Genomic DNA, 21,749 nt, shown 5'->3' with positions numbered 1-21,749 from the left:
TTTTCCGGTTTCTTATCTGAATGGATAAAGCCAGAGGATTGTTAAATTCATTGTTAAATTCACTGTTAATTACGCAATGATGTACCAGTCCTTACAAACGGGCATTTTCTCCAAATATTTTCTTGTACTCTGCGGGACTAACCCCTGTCTCTTTTTTAAATACAGCACAAAAGTATGTAGTATTCTGAAAACCGACTTTGGCGGATATTTCTTTCGCACTGCTATTTCCCTTTTTCAAAAGCTCTTTTGCTTTTTCAATCCGGATTTCTTTTAAGTAATCGGAAAACGATCTGCCGATGTCTCTTTTGAAGATCTGGCCGATATAGGCTGCATTGCCCCGGAAATGCTGAGCCAGGGATTTCAGGGACAGATCTTCCTCATAATGCTCCAGCACATAATTTGCCAATCGCAGGGAAAACGGTGAAGAGTTGCTGCTTTCTTCCGGGTCATCCCCAACTGACTCATTCGGAATTTTATCCAGATAAATGCCTCCAGCCACTGCTTTTGCAAAGCTGTCTGCCACCTTCCAGTAATCTTCAGCCGGACTTCCCAGCAATACATACAATTTAACCTGCAGTTCATTTAATACCATTTCCACACATTGGTTAATTGCCTGTATGATAGGTAACTGGTCTTTTTCTTCCTCATTCCGGCAGAAGACCACTATGGTATCCCCATCGTAATTACGCGAATAATAACAGACACATCTTTCAGACAAAATAGAAACACAAATACGGTGTATTTGATTTTTAAGCTCGATCTCCCGTTTCATATCTTTTCCAAGAAGACGCAGAATACAGGGCTGATAAGACGCTGCTTCTAAATCCAGTTCCAAAAAATCCGCTCTTTCCTGAAGTTCATTTTCTCCAATAGATCCATACATCCAGCGGTTGATTATATTTTCACGGATGAGATTAATGTCCAGCTGGGCTTTCATTTTCAGGTTGCGTTCCTGATCCAGATGCTTGATCACAATTTTTAATGTCTGTCCCAGTTCTTCATGACTGACAGGTTTTAAAAGATAATTTTCAATTCCCAGAACCGCCATTGCCCGCACATACTCAAAATCATCATATCCGCTTAGTACGATAACATGGATGTCCATTTTTAACTCCCGGATTCTTTGCAGCAGCTCCACACCATCCATTTTCGGCATCCGGATATCGGTAATGAGAATCTGGGGTGACTCTTTCGCTATGACCGCGAGGGCTTCTTCCCCATTGCGTGCAGTCAGCACCGTTTCAAAAGAATAGTCCCATCTGTCAGCAAATGCTTTCAGTCCCTCGCAGATCATTGGCTCATCATCAACAATTAATATCCCGTACATAACTCTCCAACTCCTTTTTCTTCATTGCTTTTATTTTTAATATTACTTCTGTACCTTCCATTTCCTTGCTGAAAATCTGCAGCATATAATCGTCTCCGTATACAATCCTCAGCCTGTTATTTACGTTATAGATTCCGATGGATTTCTGAAACAGCCCATCCTTTTCCAGGTTCTCCCGGATTTCCTGCAGCCTCTCAGCTTCAATTCCACTTCCGCTGTCAGAAATGGTAAATACAATATCTTCCCCTTGTTTCTCTGCCAGTATTTTTATTCTGGAGGGATGTTCCTCCGTGCCTACATCCTGTATTCCATGTACCAGTGCATTTTCTAATATAGGCTGTAAAATATGCTTAATGGTAGCATAGCGATAAACCTCCTCATGGACTTCTATCTCATACTCCATGCGGTCCCCCAGACGGAACCGATATAGCTCCAGGTAAGATTTTACATAATTCATTTCATCCCTGTTTGTTACCACCACATCTTTTTTCATAATATTCCGGAACATATCAGAGAGAATCCAAATCATTTTTCCTGCTTCTTCTTCGCCCTTCATATACAGGTTCATCCGAATTGCCTCCAGTGAATTATATAAGAAATGCGGATCAATCTGCGCCTGCAGAGCATAGAGTTCCATCTCCTTCTGACGAAGCTGATAGACATACTCTTTCTTAATGTGGGCATCCAAAACGGCGCACATCTCAATCAGTTCCGAGTGTATATATCCCACTTCATCACGGTATCTGCGCTGTTTCTTAAAGTTAGTAAGCTTCCCCTGTTTCACCTGATCCATGGTTTCCTTAATGGCCCTCACCCGGTTGGCAAAAAACTTTGTACTGATAAAATTCAAAAGTGCGGCGCATAAAAGCACCAGAATCATAACTTTGAAAATATTGTACTGCAAGACCCTGACATCATCCATAATCGCCGCCATAGGAATGGGATTGATTACATAATAGCCGCCTTCACTGTTATAAACAGAATTATAGATCATATCCTTACCGGATAAAGTGCTGTCCCTTTCAATCAGCAGATCCATTTGGGGAAATGCTCCTTCTAATTGATATTCTGACGACGAATCATATATCAGACCTCCATTTTCATCCATCACCCAAACACTTCCCTTGATATATTTATCAAATCTCCGGTAACAATTGCGAATATTCTTGGCATTAAAACACATAGCCATCGTCCCGATTTTAGTTGCAAAATTTGCAGGATCACGGATCGGGTCAAAAATAAAAATAGAAAAAGAATTATTACCTGTATATTCATTCCGTGCGGATACCAGTTTTGTCTTTGACTCTTCCAGATATGCAAAATCATGGACCGTATTCACAAAAAATTGATATTCCCCCGAGTTTTGAAATGACCCAAACTGCAATATCTTCCCAGTATTTTTTCCATACAAAAAAGTGCCGTTAAATTGGTTATCTACGGCATATACCGTCTGTGTGATATTTTTCTGGACTTCCTGTAAGTGCTCCGTATAATAATCCTGCCGTTCTTCATTGATAATCTCTTCAATCAGATGAGCCCACTTCTCATCATCTCTGTATAATTTTTGATATATAGATTTTTCATCTACAATTTTAGACTGCAAAAAAGAATCAACCGATTCGATGACCTGTCCACTCATCTCCAACGCCTGATCCTTCTTAATCGTTATCAGATTTTCTGTTAATATCAGAAACAAGACAAAACTGGATATGATGGTAATCAACGCATACACCAGAAATATCTTGTTAAAAAAGCTGTTTTTTCCCGCTGTCTTATCCTTAATCTTCACTTACCCCACCCTCAATAGTAACCATTTCCTGCACCGGAACGTGTCTGACCGCTTATGTGCTGACAGACCCACGGATAGATGCAGGATGTCTATAAAATTTATGATAGCATAGGGGTATTTTATTGTCAAAACAAAGCTTGGTTTTCCTTTAATTTTCTGTATTTTCTATCTTTATTCGCGTAGCGCAGCCTTTCACTCCGGACAGAAAATGGCCTCCTATGAATAGACAAAGTAAAAGCCGGAAATTTGTAAATGTTTACTCAATGTACAAATTTCCGGCTTATCGATTTACGTCAATTCTATTTTTAATTATAAAAACTCTTTTAACTTCTCTACATTTTTTTCTTCAAAATCCAAAAGTTTTTTCATCAGTGAAACAATATCTTTTTCTGCATCATGCTCATATTTTTTGATGCTCTTAATTGCATCTATAATGCCCATGTTACTTCCTGTCAGCATCATTTCCGCGATATGGCTGTTTGATTTATCTGTCATTGTTTTGACATTAATCATAACATTGGATGTCATTTTCTGAAAAGCACTGATATCTTTTTCATTGTATCCGTTCTCATTCAGCATTGCTTTCGACTTTTCATTGAATTCCCGGTATCCTTTTAACTGGCTCTCGATCTGCTTGCGAAACGCATCACTTTCCACAATATCAAGCAGCTGATTTAGCGTATCTACGCCCATTCCCGAATTCTGATAAATAAAATTTAATAACTCTGCATTTGCATTCATAATATTCCATCTGCCTTTCCGTACATTTTACATCAGGCACAAATTGGCCTGTCCTGCAATACCTATGATTACCATATGAGCCATAAATATACATGGTATGGAATGTATATTTGGGTTTAGCTGATTAAGACGCTTTGTAAATGTAGGTAGTGTACGGAAAGATGGGTGTGGGAAACTGGCATGGGCTCCGTCAGCTGGCCGCAGAACTGGTATTTTCTAACCTTTTCGAAGCGCTTTTTGGCGGCACGCGGGTATTCACCGAGAAATCCTGATGCATTTCTCGGTTCAGTACCCGCTTAGTATCCGATGGGAGCCAGTCGAATACTATCCGCCAAAAAACACTTCGAAAAGGTAAGTAAATACTCAGCTCTGCTCTACGCTTCCTCCGCCCATACCAGTTTCCCACACCCATCTTTCCGAGATAGCATTTGTTGATACAAAGCTGGTTTTCTCAGCAGGTTGGAACCCCTGGGCTGTGACGGGCTGTTCTTTATTGGATGCTGCGCAGTATGTTTCGGCTGTTTGCGTAAAAGAAGATGGAAGTTTGCTCCTTTTTCTGGTTACAGAATGAAAAACAAATTCCGTTTTCAAGATCAGTTGCTTTATGCCAGTCGCGTCCGGCATGCCACACCCCGGGGTCCCATCATGCTGAGAAAACCAGCTTTGTATCAACGAATGCTATCTCGGAAAGAGAAGGGGGCGGACCAGGACATTGGTTTGGAATGCGTATAGCAGAGCTGAGCATTTACTTACCTTCCCGGAGTGCTTTTTGGCGGATACAATTCGACTGGCTCCCATCGGATTGTAAGCGGGCAGTGAGCTGCGAAATGCATCAGGATTTCGGAGCGAATGCCCGCGTGCCGCCAAAAAGTGCTCTGGGAAGGTTAGTAAATGCCAGTTCTGCGGTAAGCATTCCAAACCAATGTCCTGGTCCGTCCCCTTCTCTTTCCGTACACTACCTACATCTACAAAGCGTCCTTCCTCAGCTAAACCCAAATTTAATCGATTCTAATTTTAAATACAACAGGTTTACAGCTCTGTACAGTGTTCACATGAATATGCAGACCGTTTTCGTCCCGTACCCATTCTGGTTTTTCTTCGAATCCTAAAACATCTGCATCTAAAACAATTCCATGAAAGTTTGCCTGTCTGGAGGCATCCTGGATGCCCAGTGCCTTTAAGGTATAATTCCCATCCGGGCTGCATTTTAATGCGGTTGCATACAGATAACTGCCATTTACCGTATAGCGGATATCTTCGTGGGTGAAGTTCTTCTTAATACTATCCGAGAATTGTCCTTCCACGATTTCCGTAGGACCTTCCCCATATTTTCTCCACACACCGGTATCATATATTGCTTCACCGTTCACCTTTAGCCATTCTCCAATTTCAAGTAATATTTTGGTATCCTCCGGCGAAATCGATCCATCTGCTTTCGGTCCTACGTTTAAAAGCAGGCATCCGTTTTTACTCACAATGTCAACCAGGTCACAAATTAAATCTTCCGCTGGACGGAACTCATTATTTTCCGTATAGCACCAGGAATTTAACGCAATTGCTGTATCCGTCTGCCAGAAATACGGTTTCATTTCCGCAAACTGTCCTCTTTCAATATCCACTACCGCACTGCCAAACATATATGCATCATGTTTGTAATTGATTACAACCTCTTCTCCCCACTGAGCTGCTCTGTTATAATAATAGGCCGCCAATTTTTTCAAATAGGGTTTCGCCGTGTGATGCTGAATCCACCAGTCAAAGTATAGAATCTTCGGATGATACTGATCAATAATTTCACAGGTACGGCAAAGCCAGTCCTGTAAAAATTCTTCTGTAGGTTCCGGTTGACTGTACAGATCGTAATGATCTCTTTCCGGCATTGCAGGCCAGTAGAAATCGCCCCGCTCCATGGGTTCTTTGATATCACTGTCAAATTCTTTTCCACGTCCCATGAAAAACCAGTGCTCAATCCGATGTGAGGAAGCTCCGGTTTCCATGTTTCTCTCTTTAAATGAATGGTCCAGTTCACCTAAAATATCTCTGTGAGGTCCCATTTCAAAAGCATTCCAATGAGAAATCTCACTTTTATACATCTGGAATCCGTCATGATGCTCTGCCACCGGTACCACATACTTCGCTCCCGCTTTTTGGAATAAATCTGCCCATGCTTCCGGATCAAACTTCGGTGCATCAAACATCGGAATAAAGTCTTTATAACCAAAATCCTTATGTGCTCCATATGTCCTTACATGATGTTCAAATTCCGGGCTCCCCTGTATATACATATTTCTGGAATACCATTCGCTTCCAAATGCCGGAACACTGTAAACGCCCCAATGAATAAAAATTCCAAACTTGGCTTTACGGTACCAGTCCGGCACCTGATAGTGTTGCAGTGAATCCCAGCTGTCCGCAAATGGTCCCCGGGCAATTACTTTATCAATTTCCTCTAAATATGGTTTTAAATCGTACATTTTATCCTCCTTATTTACAAATAAAAACAACATTTGATTACTGTTTTGATAGCTTCATTATAGTAAATTTCAAAATAATTAACAGGGAAATGAACGGCATGTTCTGAGATATAATGTCGTCATTTTACAATAAGGTGTCAATTTTAGAAAACTATTTGTCTTTCCTTCCAGCGTCTTTTGTATTAGAATAGATTTATTGTTATATTAACGCAGGCTAGAGCGTGTTTGAACATTCATTCCCGCCATCTGCATTAAGGAGGCTCTTATGGGGGATGTCAATATCCACTTTTCCCTTGGTAATACCCAATTCCATGTACTCTCGCTAACTTCCGGCCCAATGCCCTATATGCCCATGCACGTTCACAGCAGTGACAGCTATGAATTGCATGCCATAACACAGGGACGGGGTTTGGTTCATATTGATTCAGAAACATATCAGCTGGCTGCCGGAGACTTTTATTTGACCGGACCGGGTGTTTCCCATGAACAAATACCGGATTCAACGGATACCATGCATGAAATCGGAGTCTACTATACCGTAAGCCAAAAACAGATTTCTGAAAAAGATCCTCTGCTCCTGACTCTTATCGGACAGAACTTTTGGTTTGGAAATCTTTCTTACGAAACCAGGAATGCACTGGACAGGCTTTTTGAAGAAGAACAGCAAAAATCAACCGGCAGCCAATTGCTTCTTCCTCATCTTGCCGCAGAATTTTTAATACGCCTTGCAAGGGATTATTCTCCATGCTATACCTCACACTCTGAAATACCGGATATTCAGCCGGATGAAAAAAAGTATCTGATGATTGAACGGGCATTTCTCTCTTATTACGCTGATATCACACCTGAATCACTGGCGGATATGGTGGGTTTGAGTATAAGGCAATTGCAGCGGTTATTAAAGGAACATTATCATACAACTTTCCAGGAACTTCGGGTGCGGGCAAAACTAAATGCAGCCTGTATTCTCCTTCGCAATACCACAGATTCTACTGCTTTCATCGCTGAAAAAGTAGGCTTTTCATCGGCAGAATATTTCTGTAATTGTTTTAAAAAAGAATTTCATATGACTACTTCACAATATCGGAAAGCGGACAAAAACCCCCATTTATAAAAATGGAGGTTTTTCATTTAACTAGAAAATCAGCGAACGTAAAATGTTCCCGGAACATCCTTCCAATGTTCTTCTGCATATTGTAAAAGTGTATCCGCCTGCCTGCGTGACATTTCCGGGAAAAGCAGGAACAGGCTGTGAGAGCCGTATTTCTGAACCAGGCGGTCTACGTTTTTAATCCAGTCTTCGAAGTTTCCGGAATATACTTTCACCCAGATGGATTTACCTGCAGCGATTGCCTTATCGTAAATGACATCCCAATCCGGTAAGGTGCCATCCGGTCCGGCATCGCCGCTTGTCCATTGTAGTGCATCTATCCCTTCAATTTCCATAAGTGCATCCAGATGCTTGATTGCAGCGGGACCATCTAGATGGTACAGAACATAGTCTGCCTGATCAGCCTGTGCCTTAAGAGATGGCTGAATATATTGGCGGAAGTCATCCGGTGACATCATAGCGGAAAAATCGCACTGCAGTTTTACCGTACGTCCGGGTCCCCATATCTGGAATACTGTATAAGCATTACCTCCTTTTTCATCTTTAATTACATCGTAAAATCGATTGTAATAGTCATAATAAAGATTCGTAATTTCACCAATGCGTTCACCGATAGTCTCTGGCTCATCTAACATATCGAACAAAATCTCCTGTGCTCCCCGCAAGGAAGCCAGTACATCAATATTCTCCATCAGATCGGGCATATCTACATAAAAATCATCACCAGCCAGTTCACGGCATCTTGTTACCAGTTTAATATGTTTTTTGTACCACTCATTTTCCGGGTCAAATTTAAATCGGGATACACCATCCCAACTGTCCAGACAGGGCTTGAACCAAACCGTGTCTTCTTTGAATCCAATGTCGGAACCAAGATAAGCCGCCAGCGAACCTGGACCAAAGTCCACATTCAAATTAGGAAAACTTTCGCCCAGAAAATCATGTGTTTCACAGAAATATCGGTAACGGGCTACAATCTGCTCCGGATTTTGATATTTATCCTCCATATCCTTCCACTTAAGTTCTTCCGGCATATTATAATATTTACCCTGGCAAATCTGATCCAGATAACCGCCTTCTACCGGAGTTCCATCAGAAAACGCTTCCATTTCCGGCTTTCTGGCTATGACACACATAAGCGGTCGTCCTATATTTCTATGCTTCCAGTAATTTGTGAACTTTTCTTTTACTGCATCCATATTTTCTTTGTAGGGGATACCGGATACTGCCGGGCTGACTCCGGTGAACTTTATACCAGCCAGTTGGGACAAGACATTCTCTGTCTCAGCTTCAACTCTCTCAGCTCCAACACTCTCAGCTTTAAATCTCTCAGCTTCAACTCTCTCAGCTCCAGCTGTCACTGAGCCATCTTCTCCTGCAATGCTTTTTATAACTGCCGTTCTAGAGACTGGTACCGAACCAGTTCCAGCTTTTGCCAACTCTTTTGCTTTGTCAGCTGCTTCTGCAGCATCTGCTGTATAAGCATCCGCTCCGATTTCATCAGCAAATGCCTGTGAAATAGGCGCACCGCCCACCATAATCTTAATCCGGCTTCGAAACGGAGCATTATTTAATGCTGCTACCGTATTGCGCAGCGATGGCATTGTTGTGGTTAAAAGCGCGGATAAACCAACAATAGTCACATCGGGATGCTCTTCAATCTCTTTGATAAAAACTTCAATTGGTACATCAACACCCAGATCGATTACTTCGAATCCGGCACTTTCAATCATCATACCAACCAGGTTTTTACCGATATCATGCAAATCACCTGCCACCGTTCCCAGAATCATTTTTCCCGCACTTCCTGCGCCTCCGGTCGCCAGATGAGGCTTTAAAACTTCTACGCCCGCTTTCATGGCTCTGGCAGCAGACAGCATCTGGGGTACGAATATAATTTCTTTTTTAAAGTGGTCCCCTACCACAGCCATAGCCCCAATCATGCCATCATTTAATACATCAACCGGATCACACCCGGCAGCCAGCGCGCTTTGTACAAGGCTTCCAATCTCCTTATTTTTACCATGCTGTGTTGCCAAAAAGACATCTTTCATTTCCGGAATCATGTCCTTTGTTAACTCATTGATATCTACTCCTGTTTCTTTCTTCTCCTGAAATTCTTTTATATAATTCAGGCAAAACTCATCTTTCCCCAGCAGCGCTGTAGTCGCATAAATCATGCCGATCATATTTTTATTGGTCGGATCTACAATGGCGCTGTCCATTCCCGCATTCATGGCCAGCACCATAAAAGCCTGGTTGATATTTTTACGAACGGGCAATCCATAGGAAATATTACTCAACCCGCTGGTAATATGGATATCCGGATACTCCTCTTTTATTAATCTGCAGCATTTGGCAAAAACCTGTAATGCTGTTTCATCTGTAGAAAGGGTTACAACCAGAGGATCTATATGTAATCTGGAAGGATCAATCCCGTATTCCCTGGCTTTTTCCATAATTCCATGAAATACCTTCATGCGGCGTTCTACGGAATCCGGAATCCCTTCATTGTCACAAAGCAAAGCTACACATTCCCAATTTGTATCTGCAATTAGTGGAAATATAGTATCAATCTTATCTCCTTCCAGTGATACGGAGTTCAGCAATCCGGGTCTCTTGCAAAAAGGCAGTGCACCAATACAGGATTTCGCACTTGGACTATCAACGCAAATCGGTGTGTCCGTTACTTCCTGAACCTGTTCGATCATCCAGCGAAGTGTCTCTATCTCTTCCTCTTCTTCTACAGAAGCACATACATCCAAAAAGTCAGCCCCCGCATCGGCCTGTAATTTTGCACGCTCTTTGATTAACTGTGCATCTCTCGATGCAATTGCTTTTGCTACCGCTGGTATGGACCCATTTAGTTTTTCACCAATTATAATCATGTTCTACCTCCTAAACATGTTCGCAATGAGTTTTGTAAACTTTATTTCACAAGTCTCTTGGTTAATTTTTACCATTTTATTTTATATAGAAAACGTAAAAATAACCTCTGTTTTATTATGATGGGAATGTACTATCTTACGATGGATCAGATAATAATATTATGAGACAAATCTTATTATTAGCGTTATAATAGATACAGATAACAGCGGGAATTAATTTTGCGGAGAGGTATTTGCGGATGATCATTACACAGGATACAACTATATTAAATAAGGCGGAACCTTTTGAAGTAAGGACTTATATTGAGCAGCATTCTTTTAAAAAACCGGAGGTATATCATTGGCATAACTTTTTTGAGATCACGTATATTTTAGATGGACATGCCAGATATTTTGTAAATGGCAAACAGTACGAAGTGGAAAAAGGAGAAATTATCTTATTTAACCATATTGAAGCCCATGGATGGGAAGTATTAAGTGAGGAAATGACATTGCTTGTCTTGATTTTTGGTTCTGATTTTATTGCAGATCGGACCAGCATTTTTGACTATGATTATTTATTGCCTTTTGTGGAACGCGGCAGTAATTTTCAAAATAAAATTCCCGGAACACTTCCATATGCCAGGGAGATTATCCATATTATGAACGAGATTAACCGGGAATACACGGAGCGGGAAGTTGGGTATGCTTTAATGATCAAATCCGATATCTTGAAAATTCTCACCATATTGTACAGAAACTGTGAGCGTTCTTATGCCTCAGGAGAATTACTGGGTGGAAAAAAAGAGGCCATGAAAAGGCTGGAAAAATCCTTTCAGTATATCAAAAGACATTATTGTGAAAAAATAAAACTGGAGGATGTGGCCGGGATTTCCTGCATGAGTCCAAATTATTTTTCTTCCTATTTCCGTAAAGTGACGAATATGCAGTTTCAGGAATTTTTAATCGAAATGCGCATTCAAAAAGCAAGGGAAATGCTGCGCACATCTGACGAAGGCATCTTAGACATTGCTGAAGACTGTGGGTTTTCCAATATGTCTAATTTTTACCGCCTTTTCCGGAAATACACCGGATATGCTCCGGGAGATGAGCGGAAACGGTATAAAGAGGGTAAGGGGTTATTGGATTAGCCAAAGCCCGTATGCAGCAAAATTTACAACCATAAAAAGAGGCAAAGAACAGTATTGATCCTCTTCTTTGCCCGTTTCTCATTGTATAACTATATTTGTTTCAATTTTAACTTATTTTTATTTTCCTGTCTCCTCTGTTAACCGTTTTAACGGCCGTAAAGTTTTCATTTTAATAAACAGCGGAACATATTCAATCATCAGAGATGCATTTTCCAGCCCGTACCACCGTGCCGGAGATCCTGCAATGTGGCGAATCGCATATTTTAAAGATACTGCCGCTCTGCCCGAAGCTGTAATATCACTTTCCGGAACTAATAGTTTCCGTATCAGGCAAAACTCAAAATCGCCTACCTCACCAGGCTCATATACTGAATATTCTCTTTGCTGGGAAGGAAGCTCTCCACTTGTAATTAATTCTTCTACGATCTGTCTCAGGTATACATTTACTCTCTGATCAACCTTGAATCCCAGTCTTAACTGAACCCTAAATATATAATCGGTTCCAAAATTTTCTACCTTATACTCACGGGTATACGGTTCATCTGTTACTTTAATCGTCACAAACCAATAAGCCTGGGCTCTCTTAGGCTTTCTATCCAGAATGGAATATAAAATATCACGATCCAGTTCCTCCATTTCCGGTTCCTTTGTAATATAGACCAGATTATCTGTCTGCATTGGGTATTCCACATCCTGACGGAGTTTTCCCAACTGTTTCAGGTAATCACGGATATTAAAGCATACCGCCTGAGACGCTTCTATTGCAGTTCCACGATGCCATACCAGCATAATACCAAACAAAAGCAGGGCTATTAAAAGTGCTACATATCCGCCCCTGGAAAATTTGCTGAGACTGGATATAAAAAATGTCCCTTCCAGACCACCAAAAAATACCAGGAAAATAAATGCAGGAATCTTCTGTTTCTTTTCATCTTTTAAATAAATAAACAGCAACAGCGTTGTCATCAGCATCGTAAGTGTAATTGCCAGCCCGTATGCCGCTTCCATGTGTTCGCTGGTTTGAAAATATAACACGACAATGGAACAAAAAAACCATATTACCATATTGACAAGCGGAATAAAAAGCTGTCCTTTTGTCTTAGACGGATAAGATATCTGCATATGGGGCATCAAGTCCAGCCGGCTTGCCTCGGATACCAGGGTAAATGAACCTGTGATCAACGCCTGGGAAGCAATAATTGCAGCCATCGCTCCCAGTAAAACAGCCAGAGGACGAACTCCTTCCGGAAGCATCTGGAAAAAGGGATTCATATCGGGAATGCTGTATAATGCACTCTGCTTCTGATTTCCCATGAGCCATGCTCCCTGTCCAAGATAATTCAGTATCAGGCATATTTTTACAAATGGCCAGCTTATATAGATATTGCCTTTTCCAACATGCCCCATATCCGAGTACAGCGCTTCCGCTCCTGTGGTTGCAAGGAAAACGCTCCCCAAAATCATAAACCCCATATGATTAGCCGGACTGATCAGAATTTTCACAGCCCACAGGGGGTTAAGTGCACGAAAAATTAATGGATTGCCGGAAATATTTAGAATACCTGCCGCTGCCAGAAAGAAAAACCAAATCGTCATAACCGGTCCAAATGCTTTACCTATCGAGCTGGTTCCCGCCTTTTGAACCAGAAATAAACCGGCAATGATAATCAGCGTTATCACTACAATTTTATTTTGACCGCTCCCCAATAAGGAATGCATCGCCGGAATACTGCGAAGTCCTTCAATAGCCGTAGTTACCGTAACTGCCGGCGTAAGCACACCATCTGCCAGCAGGGCAGCTCCACCAATCATTGCCGGTACAATCAGCCACTTTCCATATTTTTTCACCAGGCTGTAAAGAGAGAAAATTCCTCCCTCACCATGATTATCCGCCTGCATGGCAATCAATACGTACTTCACCGTAGTCAGCAGTATGACCGTCCAGATGACCAGGGACAATGAACCCAGAATCAGTTCCTCATCCACATGTGCCAAACCTCCGTTGCCATATATAATTGATTTCATTACATACATCGGTGAAGTCCCGATGTCCCCGTAAACCACTCCAATCGATATTAAAACTGCGCCAAGACTTACAGGAATTTTCGCAGAACTCTCCTGTTTTCTCATATTATTCACCCTTTCTCTTTACTGCTTTTGAATTATATCAGCTAAAAGAAAGGGTTCTTTTTTTTCCATCCTTTCGATGGTTCGTTCGTATCATCAACATATATTTTTCCATCAATTGAAAACAATTGCATAAAAAAACATAAGGCCTGCCCCAGACACCTCCAAATACAAATAAAAAGAGTGTATAGAAAAGCAGTGCACAAAGCCCTCTTAAATAAAGCTTCTGGCTTCTTAAAACCTCCTGAATACTTTTCCCCTCATTTCCCACTGAACAGGTCCTAAATATAGTCTCAGTGTTTTGAAAATCCGGCGTATCCAGCTGTTGTATTGCATGATTCATACCGATAACTACTGACTCCTGAGAATTCAGCTTTTGATTTATGCTGTCGGGCTGCTTAGGCTTATTGCTATAAAAAAGAACGGGGAGGCATAAAAACAATGCAATCAATAAAATAATTGACCAGATATTATTTTTCATTTTTTCTCCCATACTATGTTTGCATGTAATATATTCATTTCATCGGCATATTAGCACAAATAGAGCCTGGTGTCAACCTTCATTATTATCCTGCAATTCACCCGCAGCTTTCACTTACTTTTTTACTGTCAGCCCCAGCCTGCTGCATCACTTCCTTTAATCTTTTTATATAGTACATATAATTTTGAAAAGAAGTAGAAGGTGCCACCTGATGATCCGCTCCCGGCACATATCCTCCCTGGCGGATTACCGGAAGCAGCCGCTGAAATTCACGGTCGATTGCTTCTTCTCCCTCTGCGATCACTAATTTATTGTATGCCCCGATAAATTTGATGTCCGGAAACTCTTCTCTGACCTTCACGATATCCATTCCTGCATTAACATCCATTGGCAGAAATCCATCCACACCTGCTTTTCTGAAATTAGGAATTAATTGCCGGAAATCACCATCGGTATCCACGAATACATTTTTTACTCCTTTTTTCTTCAAAAACGGAATTAATTTTTCATAATAAGAACCTACAAATTCGTCAAACATTCCAGGTGATATCATCGGCCCGTTTGCACCGCTCAAATCCTCAGGAAATAAGAGAACGTCCGGTTTAATGATGTCAAAAATCTTATCAAAAAAGTGTAAATATATTTCCAGAACAAAGTCATTGATCTCGTGGAGTAATTCAGGCATTTCATAAAATGCCATTAGCTGTTCTTCCACACCCATCAGTTCCCGGGGTGTCCAGAAAAATCCGGAAGCCCGGAACCGGATAGAAAAGTCTCCCCGTTCATGCCCCTCTTTGTATTTGCCATATGTACGCTGAAGATTTTCGTCCGTACAGTATTTTTCAATTTCCCGCAAAGTATTTTCTTTTAACCGCTCCCAGGCCTCTTCCCCATCCACAACCGGCTTAATCTCTTTTACCAGAGAGCGCTTTTTATAATAAGCTCTCTGCCAGCCATCTTCATCCATTTTCAGAATATATTCCTCATTATCCTCCAGAATCTTCTCGTCAAAGCCTTTAAACGGAATGCAAAATGACATTCTTTTTACTCCGTCATATCCCAGAAACTGCTCATATTCATAAACGTGTTCTGTCATTAAGTCATTAAAATACCTCATATAACGCTCCTTGGGCATAGGATATAAATACGAGGAAGTAAATTTTTCCGGGAGCCCTTCCTGCACCCACCGGTCTACACTTAAGTCCCAGGGAAAGAAGGTTTCCGCAAAAGCCCCTCCCCCATCCATTTTCTCAAAATTCAGTGTTTTAAACATACGTTCCGCAGCCGTCATATTATTTTTCTCCTTTTTCATTTCCGCGAACAACAAGTCAAATGGGCGCGCTTGCGGGATCATCTGGCTGCTGCCGCGAGGGTAAGATACCTCTCTGCTCATGTCTCGGGATATCTTACTCTATTATAATAAAGAAGGATTTGAATTGCTTGTAAATGAAGTATTTCTTTGTGTAAAATAATGCCTTTTCATTTTATTTTTAATGATAACTATTGATTTTTCATGGTAATATATATATAATTTAATTATGAAAAGTGAAAATATTTTAACTACAAATTATATACATAACTACACATCGCTCCCTATATTCTCAGAAGATTATTCTTTTGAGAATTCAGAGCGGCTGGGAGAACATTCCCATGAATTTGTTGAAATCGGCATCACTACCCACGGGAGTGCTTTACACCACACCTCCCATGGGGTATATCCTCTGAAGCGTGGGAGCATTTACTTCATCCCCATAGGCTCAACCCATGCCATTTCCCAGGTACAAAACTGGCATGTTAAAAATATCTATCTGCTGCCAAAATTGTTGTTTCATGAATTATCATCAGCATCGCTGCATTGCTCTACGATGCAATATTTTTTATTAAAACATGGAAATTCTTCTTCTGCTCCGCTCCATCTGGAATTAGAAGAAAACACCATGTCTATTGCAGATGCCTTCTTTACTGCTTATTTTGGAAAAAAAATGATAACTGGAGAACTATCTGATTTATATGAGTTCAACTGTCTGTTTAATATCCTACTGCTTTTATGCGATAACTTTTATCAATCCCATTCTTTTCAAAAAGATGAGCTTGACGAACGGATCATTCGGATAACTGAGCTGATTAATGAACATATTTATGAACAGAGCGGTGATATTATCTCTCTGATTTCTGACACCCTGATGCTGCATCCCCAGCAGGTCAACCGCATTGTCAAAAAGATCAGCGGCTCCACATTGAGTAATTATATTATTGAATGCAAACTTGAAAAAAGCATCCGCCTGCTTCTGACGGATGCTCCTGTCACAGAAATCGCCCACACATTAGGGTTCTATGACCATTCCCACTATAATAAATATTTCACCAGATACATTGGGATTTCGCCCAGCGCATATCGGAAGAAAACGCAGGTGTTGTTAAAGCTGTAACTTATCTTGCAGATTTGTAAAAGCGCATCAGGTTATCCATTGTTTTATGCAGATTTTCTTTACTGGAATATTTTGAGGTTTGAAAATCTTCGGCTTTCTGGTTTATGGAAAATACGGATGTAACGCCCATGGAATATGCTTTTTCCGTATCCGGCTCTATAGAGCCAACCACAGCCGTAACAGGGACCTGGCATGCACCTGCTCTCTTCGATGTTCCGGCAATGACTTTTCCTCTTAGACTCTGACTATCAAATCTTCCTTCTCCTGTGAAAACCATGTCAGCCCCCTGTAACATTTTTTCATATTCAATCTGATCCAGAACCGTATCTATTCCGGATTCTAGTTTTCCTCCTAAAAATCCCAGTATCCCTGCTCCCAGGGCACCTGCCGCACCGCTTCCTTTCATTTGTGCAATTTGCTTTCCAGTATGTTTTTCCAGTACCTGACCCAATATTATGAGATTCTCGTTTAAAATTCTGACATCCGCCGAATCTGCTCCTTTCTGCGGAGCAAATATGTAAGCCGCTCCAGATTCTCCGTACATGGGATTATCAATATCGCACATACCTATAACTGTACAGCCTGCCAAAAGCTCTTCTGCTTTTTCCGTGTTTATACCGGCAATCCTGCATAGCGTATCGGGACGGGGAGTAAATTCCCTTCCATGGCTATCATAAAATACTACGCCTGCAGCCAGTGCCATCCCGGTTCCTCCGTCATTGGTACAACTTCCTCCAAGCCCTAAAATAATAGTTTTACATCCCCGTCCCACAGCATCCCTGATCAGCTCTCCCAGACCATAGGTCATTCCTTCTCTGGGAGACAGATGGCCAATACTCTCCGCATATGGCAGCCCTGCCACACTGGCAGTTTCTATTACTGCAATGGTATCCTTAACGGCATAAGCCGCAGTCAGTCTTTCTCCATAAGGTCCTGTAACCTCCTTTTTTATCCTTTCCATCTCAAGCACTGCCACAAAACATTCTACTGTTCCTTCACCTCCGTCAGCTACAGGAATACTGTGTACCAGGCAGTTTGGAAAATGTTTTCTGATTGCACGCTCCATGATCCGGCACACTTCCAAAGATGTCATTGTCCCTTTAAATGAGTCTGGGATAACAATACATTTTTTCAAATTAAAACTCATATTTCTACCTGCCTTTGCCTACTTAGTTTCCATACACTCAAAATTATAATTCCCTGAACCAACATGGATATAAATTTGGGCGCCTTCTGTTTTTATATGGTGTATGCCATTTCCAAGCTCCGGCCTCTTACCTGATTCCCTAATACTTTCCAATTGACTTACCGGAAGTATGATTTCCGCTGTTGTATTTACAGGAACCTTCAAATGGAAGTCTATTTTATCTTCACATCGTCGCCAGAATGCCCGTATTTCTCCATACATCGTTGTTAAAACAGTCTCTGCCCAGTTGATACCACCTCCTATTTCAGGTGCAAACTGAAAATGTCTGTATCCTGCTCCATGCTCACCAATACTAATTCCTGTAACACCTTTATAAAGCCATTCGGCTACAGAACCATATGCATAGTGATTAAAAGAATTCATTCTCGGATTCCATAAAGTGCCATCCGGTTTTAGACCATCCAGATGTTCCCAAACCGTAGTGGCTCCCTTTGTAACCTGATAAAGCCAAGACGGATAATCTTGTTTCAAAAGCAAACGATACGCAGTAGCTGCATGTCCATATGCAGTGAGCACATGACAGATATAAGGTGTACCTACAAATCCCGTTATCAGATCATAATTAGTTCTTTCCAGCCAGGCTGCCAATTCATCTGCCAGGCCTTGCCTGAATTCGTTCTGCACTAACTGGAAATGAAGTGCCAGAACAATTGCCGTCTGTGTTTTTACACTCAGGCTGCCATCTTTCCTCACATATTTATTTTGAAATTCACTCCGTATCTTCTCATATAACTGACGATAATCTCTTGCATCTTTCAGGTTTCCAATTATTTCAGCCGCCTGATACAGAATGCGGGTGGAATAAGCATAATAGGCTGTAGCAACAAAGGCCGTATCCGTTGCACCTACAAAGCTGCCATAAGGTGCATCAAGCGCCACCCAGTCTCCCAACTGATGTCCAGTATCCCAACAAAAGGGATTGTCGCCCTGATGGTATATGTAATCAACATATTTTTTCATACTGTCATATTGTTCCTGTAAAATACGGATATCTCCATAATGCTGATACAGTGTCCAGGGACATATTGTAGCCGCATCTCCCCATGCAGCAGCTACCTGCTCACTTTGACCGGTATATCCGGCGAGATCATAAGCATAAGTATCATCGTAAATATCAGGAACCACCCAGGGTACTCCGCCACTCTCGAATTGTTCTGCAGCCAGATCACGGAGCCATTTCGTTAAAAAAAGCGGAATTTTCATATTCATTGCAGCCGTTGCTGCAAATATTTGTATATCTGCTGTCCATCCCAGACGTTCACATCTCTGAGGACAGTCCGTTGGAATATCTAAAAAATTGCCTTTCTGGCTCCACAGCACATTTTCATAAAGCTTATTTAATAGTGTATCTGAGCAGGAAAAAAATCCAGTCCGTTCCATATCTGAATATAAAACCAGGCCTTCAAATTGTTCTATCTGAGGTTCACCTGGAAATTCTTCTATCATAACATAACGAAAACCCTGAAATGTAAAGTGAGGCTGGAATACTTCTGTTCCTTTGCCCTTTAAGACATATTCTATCCTCTGCTTAGCTCCCTTTAAGTTATCAACATAGAAATTTCCATCCGTATCCAGAATTTCCGCATGGGTTAAAACTACCCTGCTGCCAGGCTTCCCACTCACTCGAAAACGTATCCAGCCTGTCATGTTTTGTCCCATATCCAGTATAGTTTCTCCGTTGGGGGTACGGAATAGTGCCTTTGGTCTGAGGATCTCCCGGATTTTCACACACTCACATTCCTGTGCCCTTAGTATATCTTTTGGCATTCTACCCATTGGTCGTACTCCAAACCATGCTTCCCTCTCAATCCCGGAAATATCCCACGGCATTTCAAGCCTCGCATCATATGTCTCCCCATGATAATTTTCTGCATAAAGAATCGGTCCCCGGTAAGAAGAAGTCCAGTCTGGTCCGCTTAGAATTTCCTGAGAAGTCCCATCTTCATAAATGATGTGAAGTTCCAGTATCAAAGCTTCCCTACCACCATACAGATTTCTTCTGGATCTCCATCCAAGTTCCCCTTTATACCATCCGCTTCCAATCACTGCACCAATTGCGTTATTTCCTGTTTGAAGCATTTTTGTTACATCATAAGTCTGATATAAAATCCGTTTATTATAAGAAGTCCATCCTGGAGTAAGAAAATCCTCACCAACTTTATTTCCATTTAAGCGAAGTTCATATACCCCTTTTGCTGTTACATATACCCTGGCTTTCTTTACTTTTTTTGTTAGTTGAAACTCAGTACGCATGACGGGGCAGGCGCTTTTAGGTGCCTGAAAATCATATTCCGGTGTTATCCAGTCTGCATTCCACTCCCGGTAATCCATAAAAGCGGTTTCCCACCATGCCGTTTTACTCCATTCGCTTTCCTCCCACTTATGATTCCATACCTTAATGCGATAATAGTACCGTTTTCTGGATTTCATAGGTTCTCCACCATAGGGTATCTGTATAGAATCGCTTGAATGAATCCTTCCGGTATCCCATAATATATGCCCGTATTCATCATCTGCTGCTGTTTGAATCTGATAAGCTTCCTGGAAGCTGTCGCGTCTTTCATCTTCCAGTATCCAGGAAAATCTGGGTTTCTCTACATCAATTCCCAAAGGATTCTCCCTGTACTCCACATAGGTATTTACAATTCTCATTGTACTATTCAATACTATCCACCTCCATAAGTTCCTCTGATTTACACACATTTAAAATCTCTATCTGCACTGCAGTCCCCCTGCCTATTGTACTTTCGATACTGAATGCATATTTGTCGTGATATAAAATCTTTAGTCTTTCCCGTATTCCCGATATGCCGATTCCTCTGCCTTTTAAGAAAGTATCAGCCTGCTCTGCCCTAAGTTTCTGTACTTTGGAAGGGGTCATCCCTCTTCCGCTGTCCGTTACACGAATCAAAAGGTCATTATCCCGTTGATATATATCTATTTTTATGTATCCTTCAATTTCTCCTGTATCTTCATCTGCTAATCCGTGAAACAGAGAATTTTCTATCAGAGGCTGTATCAGATTTTTAGGTATGTTACATTCCTTCACTTCCTGGCTCACATTCCAACTGACCTCTACCTTTTTTCCATATCGGTATTCCTGAATTTTCAGATACCTCTGTACCGTCAGAACCTCCTGCTTCACCGTATCATATATCTGAAAATCTTTCAGCCTCAATCTGTCCCGCAATATATTTGATAGTGCAGTACTGACAACAATCACATCCTCATCCCGCTTCTGTTTTGCAAGGTAATTCACTGTATTGAGCGTATTACACACAAAGTGTGGATCTATCTGGCTTGCCAAAAGTCCAAAGCGCATCTCCTGCTCTCTCTTTTCTTTTTCGACCAGTCTTTCCACATAATCCTTTAAATCTACCATCATATTATTGAAGATCCTGCTTAAATCTCCTATTTCGTCATCAGAATCCACATTAAGCTGGACATTGAGATCCTGATTAACCGCCTCTGACATTACTTGTGACAGATCAGAGACAGGACGCGTAATTTTTCGTATCATCAGCAATATACCGATAAGTGAAGCCAGAAAAAATGCTGCCAGAAACAGAAAAATCATGCTGATATATTCAGAGAAAACACCATATAACCTCTTTTCTGAAACAAAAGCTACAGAAATATAAGGATACTGATAAATATGACGAATATAGCAGACCCCTTTGGATGTTTCTACAACCTCCTGCCCAGTAGCAATCAGTTCTTCTAACTGTTCCTGCCCTTTATGATTCTGCTCTGGAAAAAGAGGTTCCCTCTGGGATGTCAGCCATGCCGAGTTATCAAATTCCCGTCCCCGGAACCGTTCTATTTTTCCAAAAAGTTCTGTATAGTCCAGAAAAATTGTTACAGTAAATCGCTGTCCATGCACCCGGAAATTCCTGCCGTAAGCCAGTACCTTTACGGTTTTTGAATTCTCTTGTTTGACATAAAATCCCTGAGAAAATCCGCCGCCCCTTTTCCTCTCCCTGAGTTCCTCATACCATTTGCCTGTAAGAACTTCCTGCTCTGCTTCTGATGGAGGTATCAAGGA

At 41.3% G+C, this 21,749-nt stretch carries 15 protein-coding genes; 4 read left to right on the top strand and 11 right to left on the bottom strand.

The window, feature by feature from the left end; genetic code table 11:
• Positions 1 to 91 precede the first annotated feature (91 nt).
• The 3 genes from RHS_RS10845 to RHS_RS10835 all read right to left on the bottom strand — a co-directional run bounded on the left by RHS_RS10845 (position 92) and on the right by RHS_RS10835 (position 3,857).
• The gene (locus RHS_RS10845) at positions 92 to 1,327 is read right to left on the bottom strand and encodes a response regulator (RefSeq protein ID WP_047833181.1); all 1,236 of its coding nucleotides are present in this window, start codon (positions 1,325 to 1,327) and stop codon (positions 92 to 94) included.
• Positions 1,305 to 3,116 (bottom strand): sensor histidine kinase, encoded by a 1,812-nt coding sequence (locus tag RHS_RS10840; protein WP_047833180.1) that lies wholly within the window; start codon positions 3,114 to 3,116, stop codon positions 1,305 to 1,307. The genes RHS_RS10845 and RHS_RS10840 overlap by 23 nt, the downstream gene beginning before the upstream one ends.
• A gap of 309 nt (positions 3,117 to 3,425) precedes the next feature.
• Positions 3,426 to 3,857: a hypothetical protein gene (locus RHS_RS10835; RefSeq protein WP_027292820.1), complete on the bottom strand. Its 432-nt coding sequence runs from the start codon at positions 3,855 to 3,857 to the stop codon at positions 3,426 to 3,428.
• 149 nt (positions 3,858 to 4,006) lie between these two features.
• Here RHS_RS10835 and RHS_RS30805 point away from each other — a divergent pair, with 149 nt between their 5' ends.
• Positions 4,007 to 4,129: a hypothetical protein gene (locus RHS_RS30805; protein WP_255348041.1), complete on the top strand. Its 123-nt coding sequence runs from the start codon at positions 4,007 to 4,009 to the stop codon at positions 4,127 to 4,129.
• Between the two features lie 726 nt (positions 4,130 to 4,855).
• On the opposite strand, the gene RHS_RS10825 is transcribed toward RHS_RS30805, so the two are convergent.
• Positions 4,856 to 6,331, bottom strand: coding sequence for an alpha-L-fucosidase (locus tag RHS_RS10825; RefSeq protein ID WP_047833178.1), 1,476 nt, complete (start codon positions 6,329 to 6,331; stop codon positions 4,856 to 4,858).
• Positions 6,332 to 6,596: 265 nt separating this feature from the next.
• Here RHS_RS10825 and RHS_RS10820 point away from each other — a divergent pair, with 265 nt between their 5' ends.
• Complete coding sequence (locus tag RHS_RS10820; RefSeq protein WP_047833177.1) at positions 6,597 to 7,445, top strand: AraC family transcriptional regulator; 849 nt, start codon at positions 6,597 to 6,599, stop codon at positions 7,443 to 7,445.
• A 29-nt stretch (positions 7,446 to 7,474) separates the two neighbouring features.
• Here the strand turns inward: RHS_RS10820 and RHS_RS30800 are convergent, their stop codons facing one another.
• Complete coding sequence (locus tag RHS_RS30800; protein ID WP_395022046.1) at positions 7,475 to 10,330, bottom strand: cobalamin-dependent protein; 2,856 nt, start codon at positions 10,328 to 10,330, stop codon at positions 7,475 to 7,477.
• A 239-nt stretch (positions 10,331 to 10,569) separates the two neighbouring features.
• Here RHS_RS30800 and RHS_RS10805 point away from each other — a divergent pair, with 239 nt between their 5' ends.
• On the top strand, positions 10,570 to 11,460 hold the full coding sequence (locus RHS_RS10805; RefSeq protein ID WP_027292816.1) for an AraC family transcriptional regulator: 891 nt from the start codon (positions 10,570 to 10,572) through the stop codon (positions 11,458 to 11,460).
• Between the two features lie 117 nt (positions 11,461 to 11,577).
• Here the strand turns inward: RHS_RS10805 and RHS_RS10800 are convergent, their stop codons facing one another.
• From RHS_RS10800 to RHS_RS10790, 3 genes are all read right to left on the bottom strand, one after another.
• Positions 11,578 to 13,590, bottom strand: a complete 2,013-nt coding sequence (locus tag RHS_RS10800) for a KUP/HAK/KT family potassium transporter (protein ID WP_044295135.1) — start codon at positions 13,588 to 13,590, stop codon at positions 11,578 to 11,580.
• Positions 13,591 to 13,627: 37 nt separating this feature from the next.
• A complete protein-coding gene (locus RHS_RS10795) occupies positions 13,628 to 14,068 on the bottom strand; it encodes a hypothetical protein (RefSeq protein WP_047833176.1) in 441 nt (146 codons plus the stop codon).
• Positions 14,069 to 14,165: 97 nt separating this feature from the next.
• On the bottom strand, positions 14,166 to 15,359 hold the full coding sequence (locus RHS_RS10790; protein WP_047833175.1) for a uroporphyrinogen decarboxylase family protein: 1,194 nt from the start codon (positions 15,357 to 15,359) through the stop codon (positions 14,166 to 14,168).
• 247 nt (positions 15,360 to 15,606) lie between these two features.
• Here RHS_RS10790 and RHS_RS10785 point away from each other — a divergent pair, with 247 nt between their 5' ends.
• A complete protein-coding gene (locus tag RHS_RS10785; protein WP_047833174.1) occupies positions 15,607 to 16,497 on the top strand; it encodes an AraC family transcriptional regulator in 891 nt (296 codons plus the stop codon).
• 1 nt (position 16,498) lies between these two features.
• Here the strand turns inward: RHS_RS10785 and RHS_RS10780 are convergent, their stop codons facing one another.
• From RHS_RS10780 to RHS_RS10770, 3 genes are all read right to left on the bottom strand, one after another.
• A complete protein-coding gene (locus RHS_RS10780) occupies positions 16,499 to 17,644 on the bottom strand; it encodes a glycerate kinase (protein ID WP_395022043.1) in 1,146 nt (381 codons plus the stop codon).
• A gap of 18 nt (positions 17,645 to 17,662) precedes the next feature.
• Positions 17,663 to 20,368: a family 78 glycoside hydrolase catalytic domain gene (locus RHS_RS10775; RefSeq protein ID WP_395022041.1), complete on the bottom strand. Its 2,706-nt coding sequence runs from the start codon at positions 20,366 to 20,368 to the stop codon at positions 17,663 to 17,665.
• Positions 20,361 to 21,749: histidine kinase (locus tag RHS_RS10770; protein WP_047833173.1), on the bottom strand; the 1,389-nt coding region annotated here is incomplete at its 5' end. The genes RHS_RS10775 and RHS_RS10770, both read right to left, overlap by 8 nt.

The organism is Robinsoniella sp. RHS, assembly GCF_001029355.1.
GTDB lineage: Bacteria > Bacillota > Clostridia > Lachnospirales > Lachnospiraceae > Robinsoniella > Robinsoniella peoriensis.
This window is presented reverse-complemented; position numbering and strand designations above follow the sequence as displayed.

Coding starts and splice junctions, on each gene's coding strand:
- RHS_RS10845 (WP_047833181.1), bottom strand. CDS start 1,327: ATGTACGGGATATTAATTGTTGATGATGAGCCAATGATCTGCGAGGGA.
- RHS_RS10835 (WP_027292820.1), bottom strand. CDS start 3,857: ATGAATGCAAATGCAGAGTTATTAAATTTTATTTATCAGAATTCGGGA.
- RHS_RS10825 (WP_047833178.1), bottom strand. CDS start 6,331: ATGTACGATTTAAAACCATATTTAGAGGAAATTGATAAAGTAATTGCC.
- RHS_RS10820 (WP_047833177.1), top strand. CDS start 6,597: ATGGGGGATGTCAATATCCACTTTTCCCTTGGTAATACCCAATTCCAT.
- RHS_RS30800 (WP_395022046.1), bottom strand. CDS start 10,330: ATGATTATAATTGGTGAAAAACTAAATGGGTCCATACCAGCGGTAGCA.
- RHS_RS10805 (WP_027292816.1), top strand. CDS start 10,570: ATGATCATTACACAGGATACAACTATATTAAATAAGGCGGAACCTTTT.
- RHS_RS10800 (WP_044295135.1), bottom strand. CDS start 13,590: ATGAGAAAACAGGAGAGTTCTGCGAAAATTCCTGTAAGTCTTGGCGCA.
- RHS_RS10795 (WP_047833176.1), bottom strand. CDS start 14,068: ATGAAAAATAATATCTGGTCAATTATTTTATTGATTGCATTGTTTTTA.
- RHS_RS10790 (WP_047833175.1), bottom strand. CDS start 15,359: ATGACGGCTGCGGAACGTATGTTTAAAACACTGAATTTTGAGAAAATG.
- RHS_RS10785 (WP_047833174.1), top strand. CDS start 15,607: ATGAAAAGTGAAAATATTTTAACTACAAATTATATACATAACTACACA.
- RHS_RS10780 (WP_395022043.1), bottom strand. CDS start 17,644: ATGAGTTTTAATTTGAAAAAATGTATTGTTATCCCAGACTCATTTAAA.